Origin of the sequence: Streptomyces sp. NPDC094143 (genome assembly GCF_040303825.1) — a bacterium.
Lineage (GTDB): Bacteria > Actinomycetota > Actinomycetes > Streptomycetales > Streptomycetaceae > Streptomyces.
The window spans coordinates 1-8,041 of the sequence record NZ_JBEOTZ010000089.1 but is presented as its reverse complement, the minus strand read 5'-3'; the positions used below and the strand labels follow the sequence as shown (position 1 = coordinate 8,041).

The window sequence follows — 8,041 nt, the reverse complement described above, 5'->3', positions numbered from 1 at the left end:
GGGTGACTAAAGGAAATCATGACAAGTTTCTCGTGCTGCTGGGGGGGGGTGTCAGTTTCCAATCCGGATCAACGAGTAGGCGTCGGTTACCACGGTCGCTCCTCGCTCGTACAACCGGAAGACGCGGCGCGCAGCTTCTCCAAGTTCCGATCGCTTCGGAAACTGACGGTCTCGCGCTGCAGGCGGGCTTAGGGGCTGTTGGCGCTGGAACGGCCGCCCGCCAGTGCTACCCGCCCGGCTTCGACGCCGAGGCCTACAGCGGAACACCGTCGAGCGCTGCATCAACCGCTCAAAGCGCTGGCGCATGGGTCACACGAACCGACAAACTAGCCATCGCCTACCAGGTCGCCCTCCGCCCTCTCCGGCGTCCTCATCTGGACCCGACGCTGACCAAAGGGACAGAACCTAGAGGCTCTTGTACAACGCAGATCACGACAGGATCCGGCCATCTGCTTCAAGATCAACCACCCGGAAGTGGCGGGATTTCGACCGCTTCAGTGAAGCCTTTCAAGCGCCGTCTGCGTGATCAATACACATTGTGCAACACCCTTTAGGTCTGGGCCATGTCGACGAAGCGGGAGTAATGGCCCTGGAAGGCGACCGTGATGGTCGCGGTGGGTCCGTGGCGATGCTTGGCGACGATGAAGTCGGCCTCTCCGGCTCGGGGCGAGTCCTTCTCGTAGGCGTCCTCTCGGTGCAGGAGGATCACCACGTCGGCGTTGTCCTCGAGGGCGCCTGAGTCCCGGAGGTCGTTGATCATCGGCTTCTTGTCGGTGCGCTGCTCGGGACTGCGGTTGAGTGTGGAGATCGCGACGATTGGCAGGCGGAGTTCTTTGGCCAGGAGTTTCAGGCAGCGGGCGATCTCGGAGATCTCCTCGTAGCGGGAGCCGAGCGGCCTGGTGCCGTAGGTGAGCAGGTGAACGGCGTCCACGACGATGAGCTGTACGCCTGCCCGGGCCTGCAGGTAGCGGCAGTGGGCGCGAAGGTCGTGGACGTTGGAGTAGGCGCCGTCCTGAATGTAGATCGGGGCAGCGCTGACGTCGGGCATTCGTCGGGCGAGGCGGGTCCAGTCCTCGTCGGTCATGGTGCCGGAGCGCATGTGGTGCAGTGCGACGCGGGCCTCGGCGGACAGCAGGCGCATGCCGATCTCGTTGCGGTCGGCCTCGAGCGAGAACACGGCGCTGGGCAGGGCGTGCTTGATGCTGGCGCAGCGGATGAAGTCAAGAGCGAGGGTGGACTTGCCCATTGCGGGGCGGGCGGCGATGACGATGAGCTGGCCAGAATGAAGCCCGCCGGTGAGGGCGTCCAGGTCGGTGAAGCCGGTGGGCACCCCGGGCAGGGTTGCGTTGCGGCCGCCGGTCGCCTCGATCCAGTCGAGGGTGTCCTCCATGACATCGCCGAGCGGGCTGGCCGGCGGAAGCAGAGGGCGTCGGGTGGTGGCGGCGAAGATTTCCGCCTGTGCCTGGTCGGCAATGCGGTCGACGGCGTCCGGATCGGCGTCGGAGGCCAGATTCTCGATGTGGATGGCGGCGATCTTGGTGCGGCGCAGCATGGCCGCGTTCTGTACGCGGTCGGCGTTAGTCTGCCAGCTCCGAGCGGAGGAAGGCCCATTGACCAGGGCGGTGATGTAGGCGGATCCGCCAACCTTGTCGAGGTTGCCTTGCTGGGTGAGCCGAGCGGCTACCGCGAGGGGGTCGGTGGTCTCGCCTCGCCCGTACAGGTCGAGGATCGTCGTGTAGATCAGATCGTGGGCGGGGCGGTAGAAGTCGTGCCCGTGGAGGGTGCCGACGATGTCGGCGATCGCGTCCTTGGACAGGAGCATCGCCCTCAGCACCCCCTTCTCCGCTTCGAGATCGTGCGGATGGTGCAGTGCAGCGTCGTTGTCGTCGCTGGTCACCCTGGTTTCCCCTCCCCCAAGCCCCTTTTCGCACATCCTGCTGGCGCAGTACGTGGCATTGGGTCAGCGTAGCCGCGGCCTTGCACGCCTGATCAAGGATTTCGGCGTTCTCACTCGGCGAGGGTGATTTGCTCTGCTTCGCGTGGTAGCAGGCGTGCCTGACGGTTCAGGGCCGCCTCGATGGTGGGGTCGGGTGACATAGTTGTCGGCTCCGGTCGTAGTGTGCGTGAGCTGTGTGGCATCGGGGGCAGCGGCTGGAGCGTGGATGGGTCCCTCCGAACCAGATGAATTTGGCGTACGGTGCCCGCACCGAGCATGTCGTTGAGCCCTTGCACCAGACGGTCAGCCAGGAATCGGGTGTTGGTCAGCCAGGCCGCAGAGGCACTCGCGAGGGTGAGCGTCCCGGTTTCGGAGTCGAAGGCGGTGGGGGTCACGTGCTTGGCCAGAGGGCCGGCCACCGCGTGCCAGGCCGGAAGCGGCGAGACTTCGGCCACGGCGAACAGGTCAAGCAGGACTCGTGCGAGGAGGACCGCTGGGGTCCGTCCCCGCACACGAGGGCGGCGTACGGTAGGGGTGCGTTCGGTGAAGCGGCCCCGCCGGGCGTCCTCGCGAGCACGACTCAGGGCCATCAGCGCCAGATCGACGCGCGCCTCGATGCTCGGGTACTGCTGGTCGTTCAAAGTTCGACCCGGTAAGGCGTCGGGGCACCCCAGACCCGGACGACGTCGTGGTCGGTGAAGGCATACACCAGGCGGTAGGCCGCGGCTGCGTCCGGACTACGACGCAGCTGCTCGAGGTACTGCTCAGCGTCCCGCTCGCTCTGGCGGGGCGTGCCGCATAGCTGCCAGGACTGCCCGTTCCACATTTCGGGGATCCAGCGCTTCCGCGGCTGTGGCTGGTCGGCCCGGATGCGGTGCTGGGACTGCGTGCGCTTGGGGGACGCTTCGTCGTCCGTGCCGACGGAGTGCGGGGATGGTGTCAACGGCCCTGACCGTCGGCGGGTCTCACAGAGGAGACAGCCATCGAAGGCGTCCGGGTCGACGGGCCCGTTCGGGTGCTCGGGGCAGCTGGTGGTTGGCTTCGGGGTGCTTACCGCCTCCTCCAGCAGAGCGAAGGCCCGTTCGAGGTCTTGGCGGATCTCCTCCATGTTCGGGGCAGCGGCGTTGTCGTCGAGCCGTTGCCCGTGTTCACCAGCGACGCGAAGGGCCCGACCCAGGGCGATGAGCTGGGCGTGGTTCACGGCGTCTCTCCTTCATGTCCGGTACCAGACCGGCCTGGCTGGCGTTCTCTAGCGGTTGGGTCGGCTGCTGCGGGCCTGTCTCAGTCGCATGGCGCGCCACAGTTCGCTCGCGCCGTGGCTGGTGACCGGCTGAGTGCGGTGCAGGCCTGGGCAGCAGGCGTCGTGGACGATCTTCGCGTTTCCGTAGTCGCGGTGATGCGGGCCTGGCCAGGCGATCCCGCCGGCGAGGTGGTAGACCTCGTCGGCGGCGAAGAACCGGGCCGGGTAGTCGCCCGGGATCAGCGCGATCCACGCCACCTCCGCTTCCGGTTCCCCGCTTCCGACTACACGAGCGGGGTCCGGGCCGGCCTGAGGCCGGTAGACGTTCACGCCGTCGTAGTGCATGGTCCGGTGACGGTGCGTGGCCACCCCGCAGGCCGGGCACACCACGGTCAGCTTGCGCCCCCAAGCGGGAATGCCGTCATCGCCGAGTCCGGGCTGGGAGGGAACACTCACGCCCGATCAGCCTCCGATCCGTGAAGAAGCACCGGCTTATCGGTCTCGCCGAGTGAAGGCAGCCGACCTGCGGTGCACCAACTGACAGGTTAGCGACCGCAGCTGACACCACGACACTCGATCAACCAACCCGCTTCGGTGCCCGTCCGGCCTGCATCCGCGCCCGCTGGGCCCGCAGCAGCCCGAGTTTGCGCTCCAGCAAGTAGTGCGCAGTGCGTCGACGGGCTTCCTCTGCCGCTTCCTCCGCGGCCTGATGACCGCGGGGGCGGCGGCGCAGCACCGTGTCGTACACGGCTTCGGCCTCGGCTTCGGCTTCCTCACTCCGCAGCAGTCGGCTGTGCGCGCTCGCCCGGCGCTCGTCACGGATCCGTTCAGCCACCTCCCGGGCGGTGAACGCCAGCAGCCCCTGATCGGTCGCGGTTTGGCGTCGGCACACGTCATCGAGCAGCGCACGGGTGTCGGCTTCGCAGCGCTCCGACAGCGCAGCGATCTGTGCCGGGTCATCCAGATCCGCCCGCACGGCGACCGCCAGGTCGACCGCCTCTTGGACCAGAGCGTCCGTACACCGCCGGTAGGTGCACTCCGGGCACAACCCCGCCGCACCCGGCAGCCCGCACTCTACGCACGCGGCCGCCCGCCGCTGCAGCGCGGCAGCCTCCTCTGCTGCCCGGCGGCGGGCGGCGGCCGCCCGCCGCATCTCCACCTCGGCCACCACTTGGTCGTGCCGCGCGCCTGCCTGCTCTGCCTCACGCTGGGTGTGCTCCCGCAGCCGCTCCTCGAGGACCTGGCGGCGCTCGCGCCCACCGAGGCCGGGCAGCTCCCGGTCGACCTCCGCCGCGATCTTCGCCCGCTGGGCACGCCGGATGTGGAGCACGTTGTTGCAGTTCTCGCACTCGCCGCCGGTGTCCAGCCGGATCCCGTCGTCGCATCGGGGGTCTGAGCAGGCCTGACGCTGCGCAAGGCCCCGCCGTATCAGCCACGGGAACGGGCGGTCGACCAGGGCCTCTCCGCCAGTCTCCTCCAGCCGGTCGGTGAACCGGTCGGCCAGCAGCTGCGGCGCCCTCTCCGGCCGCTCCAGCATGCCCGCCAGCCGCTTCACTTCCGCCTTCACGGCCGCCTCGACCTGGTCCTGCTGCCAGCCCGACAGCCGCTCCCACAGCCCCGCGACCGGCCCCAGAGCCACCCGCAGACCAAGATCAGCCGGAAGGCCAATCCTCCGCTGCTGCTGCGCCTTTCCACCACCCACGGCCTTCAGCCGACCACCGGCTACAGCCCCGGCAGCACACCGCCCAGCACGCTGATTGACCGGGGACTCTTGCGGCTTTTCCCCGCGCAGCGGGCCGTCCTCGGCTACCGGCGCCGCCGACTTGCCAACGGCGGCCTGGCCGTCGGCGGCCTGGTCCTCGCGCACGCACGCGCGCTCCGGCCGACGGCCTTCAGCCCCACGGCCTTCGCCGGAAAAGCCACCAGAGAGCGCGAGAGAACCGCCAGGAGTAACCCCAGAAGCGTGGGAAGCGTGGTGCTGTGCAGTTACGGCGAGGTTTGCCGATCCGGCCATCCCGTCCTGTTCGGCGCCCTCGATCCCAGTCGTCACAAGGGCCTCGCCCGTCTCGCCGGACTCAAGATCTCCGGATGCAGTACCAGCGAGGTCTGAAATTAGAGCCTTGGCGACTCGGCGAGCCTCCCGCACGGCCACGCCGTGGGCCTCAACAACCGGCACCAGGCGCACCCGCGACTGCGCGTTCAGGCCCGATCCGGTCTCCTTGCGCACCACCTCCGCGACGCCGTGCTCCTGGAGCCGCTTGAGCACCTTCGCCCCGGCCGCCGCCGTGCAGCCCAGCAGCCGCCCGACCGTCGCCGCCGGACGCCCACGGCCGGTGTCCACCGACCCGGGGCACAGCTGCAGCCAGCCCGCCGAACCCGTCGTCAGCACCATCAGCAGCAGCCCGAGCCGGTCCGTCGCAGCCCCCCGGCCCCTACGACCGGCGAGCAACCCGGCCGGGACCGGCGCCTTGTCCTTCGGCGCCCACCCCGGACCGAACAGCACCTCGCACAGGCTCAACAACACCGCCAGCTCCGAGCGCGACAGCGCCAACGGGTGCCGACGATCGCCGGCCTTCTGCGCCCGGTACATCGGAATCACCCAGCACTCCAGGCCCGTCGCGTGCCCGAAGCTGTTGGTCGCGACGTTCGAGCCGAGGAACCCAGCAGCACGCAGCTCGGGCAGCACAGTGTGCGCGACCGTCGACTGCGACACCCCCAGCCACCGACCGAGCTCCGCCGCCCAGATCGACGCCTGGTAGTCGTTGGCCACGTTCGACTTCGCCGTCAGCACCACCGACGCCAGCCGCGCGCCGTCCGACGCACCGGCCAGCGCTGGAGACGTCACCAGCGCACGCACCGCGGCGAGCAGCCGGGCCCGCATCGACTTCCCAAGCTGGAGCGGGTTGCCCAGCTTCGGAGGCACAGCGGGACCAGCCTGCGCCGGAACCGACCGCAGCCGACGGCGCGACGCCTCACCGGCGAACTTCGTGCGCGGGAGCACGGCGGCCGATGCCGCCACGGCGCTCATCGTCCCACCCGGACGGACGAGAAAGCGATCATCTCGGCAGCCTCGCGCGGACCGCCTGTGGACAGAGACCAAGAACCGGTGAGCCTTCGGATCCCTCCCGTCTGGCGGACAACAACTGCCGATCGCGTCCCGCACCACGGGACGCAGCCCCGGAGTGCCGCGGCGGCCGGCACCGCCAGGAGGACAGAGGTCCCCCTCTCGGTATAGGTACGCCGGGCCGTGGGGCGTGTGACACTCCGACCCCATGAATCTTCGTGATTAATGCCGTGAACAGGGCAAACGGGGTGTGCGAATTCCGTCACGCGGGAAGCGTTGATGGCTCGAATCGGTGTGAATCGGGCACGGTCGAGCTGACAGGGGACACCCATCTCGTGCACTATGGCGGGGACACCAACCTTCATATGGATCGCCCCGACCGCGACCAAGCCCCCGCCAAGGGGCCCGACCACGGCCGAACGATCTGTACGGACGGAGTCCCGAGCGCCGAATGGCCTGCCAAAGCCGCTGGAACCCGGGGTGACGTTGGTGGCTCAACAGAGGCCCCCTGCCTAAGGGGCTCCTGGAGAGCCGAGGTGGTCCGCTTGCCAAAGCGGACCGGGTGCACCCGCTTGCCAAAGCGGGGTTTTGCGAGAGATGAACCAGCTCCATGAGCTGGAGCCCAGAACCGGAGCCAACCGGGGACTGGGCGGCCGACCTGACGGTCGGCTAGACGGGCCGCGCGGGGCCACAGTGGATTGCAGTCCACCTCATCGGTGCGCGCGGCCGATGGCCGCTAGGTCATCCCGACCCCCTTTCGGAGGCCGGCGTCGTGTTACCTGCATTCAGCTCAGCGACCTCGGGGAAACGCTCCGCGAGCCCCTTGAGCAGGTGGATGTAGACGGCGCGATGGGGCCGCCTGGGGTGTGTCTGGCCTAGCTCCCAGCGGGCTACGGCCAGACGTTTCACACCTACGGCGTCCGCGACTTCCTGCTGAGTGAGCCCCGCAGCGAGGCGCAGCTGTTGACGCACGCGCGGCGTCGGCAGGACGTCGTCGAGGAGAGCGTTGACCCGCTGCATGGGATCCGCGTCAGACATGCCCCAACCTCTCATGGTCACCGAATCCCTGAAAGATACACCACGGGATCGATCTCGGGTCGCCGACAGGGCGGTGAGCACTGGACCTCAACATGGCTTCAGGACCGAGGAGTAATAGGAGGCGAGCACAGCTTCCGCCCCAGAACCCTGCGCCGTCGTGACGCGTTGGAACTGGGCCGACCGCAAGTCACCGGCGACCTGGACCCGAGGGTGCTGTTTGCCGGGAGGACAGTAGCCGTCCTCGCTCGAGATGAGACCGTCCAGGCCGGCTGGTGCGTTGCCCAGGTTGTTCAGCACAGTCTTGGCGACGTAGGACTTGCGCTCTCCCTGCCGGTCCTTGACCTGCAAGCTCCACTCGTCTCCGTAGGCCAACGGCGACAGGGCGACGTGAGAGACAGGTACGACGCGCACGCGCTTGTCCCCCGCCACCTCGGCGATCTTGTAGTCATCCGCCGGCGGACAAAGGATGTGAAGCGTCGTTGAGGAGTGCGGATGGGTGCGGAGCCACGTTCCGAGGGGACGGTCTCCTCCGAGGACGTAGGTCCGACCCGCCAGGTCTGCAGGCTTGGTGCGCCACAGCGGAGGAACTGACAGATGTGCAGGAGCGCTGATCCAGTCGGCATCGGGCGGAGCCAGGGCGGCCACGCCGGTAGCGACCACGATTACCTGTGCGCTCAGTGTGCGCCCGTCCTCGAGTACGAGCTCCGCCCGGTCGTCGTAGCCGCTGACGCTCGCCGCACGGGCCTGCATGACGGAGCATCGG

General features: G+C 68.5%; 7 protein-coding genes and 1 pseudogene. 1 reads left to right on the top strand and 7 read right to left on the bottom strand.

Features of this window, described 5'->3' with window-relative positions; translation table 11 throughout:
* Positions 1 to 202: 202 nt before the first annotated feature.
* A pseudogene (locus tag ABTZ58_RS40435) lies at positions 203 to 390 on the top strand (IS5/IS1182 family transposase); the annotation flags it as partial.
* Between the two features lie 160 nt (positions 391 to 550).
* Here the strand turns inward: ABTZ58_RS40435 and dnaB are convergent.
* The 7 genes from dnaB to ABTZ58_RS39460 all read right to left on the bottom strand — a co-directional run.
* Positions 551 to 1,933, bottom strand: a complete 1,383-nt coding sequence (gene dnaB, locus ABTZ58_RS39490) for a replicative DNA helicase (RefSeq protein ID WP_502996218.1) — start codon at positions 1,931 to 1,933, stop codon at positions 551 to 553.
* Positions 1,934 to 2,007: 74 nt separating this feature from the next.
* Positions 2,008 to 2,577 (bottom strand): DciA family protein, encoded by a 570-nt coding sequence (locus ABTZ58_RS39485; protein ID WP_351368175.1) that lies wholly within the window; start codon positions 2,575 to 2,577, stop codon positions 2,008 to 2,010.
* Complete coding sequence (locus ABTZ58_RS39480; protein ID WP_351368172.1) at positions 2,574 to 3,137, bottom strand: hypothetical protein; 564 nt, start codon at positions 3,135 to 3,137, stop codon at positions 2,574 to 2,576. Before ABTZ58_RS39480 ends, ABTZ58_RS39485 begins: the two co-directional genes overlap by 4 nt.
* A 48-nt stretch (positions 3,138 to 3,185) precedes the next feature.
* A complete protein-coding gene (locus ABTZ58_RS39475; protein WP_351368169.1) occupies positions 3,186 to 3,632 on the bottom strand; it encodes a hypothetical protein in 447 nt (148 codons plus the stop codon).
* 121 nt (positions 3,633 to 3,753) lie between these two features.
* Complete coding sequence (locus ABTZ58_RS39470; RefSeq protein ID WP_351368166.1) at positions 3,754 to 6,204, bottom strand: hypothetical protein; 2,451 nt, start codon at positions 6,202 to 6,204, stop codon at positions 3,754 to 3,756.
* Positions 6,205 to 6,981: 777 nt separating this feature from the next.
* Positions 6,982 to 7,278, bottom strand: a complete 297-nt coding sequence (locus ABTZ58_RS39465) for a helix-turn-helix transcriptional regulator (protein WP_351368163.1) — start codon at positions 7,276 to 7,278, stop codon at positions 6,982 to 6,984.
* 87 nt (positions 7,279 to 7,365) lie between these two features.
* A partial coding sequence (locus tag ABTZ58_RS39460; protein WP_351368160.1) for an oxidoreductase occupies positions 7,366 to 8,041 on the bottom strand: 676 nt, incomplete at its 5' end.

Bases quoted from the DNA above. Each gene is read 5' to 3' on its own strand.
- dnaB (WP_502996218.1), bottom strand. From the start codon at position 1,933: ATGTGCGAAAAGGGGCTTGGGGGAGGGGAAACCAGGGTGACCAGCGAC.
- ABTZ58_RS39470 (WP_351368166.1), bottom strand. From the start codon at position 6,204: ATGAGCGCCGTGGCGGCATCGGCCGCCGTGCTCCCGCGCACGAAGTTC.
- ABTZ58_RS39465 (WP_351368163.1), bottom strand. From the start codon at position 7,278: ATGTCTGACGCGGATCCCATGCAGCGGGTCAACGCTCTCCTCGACGAC.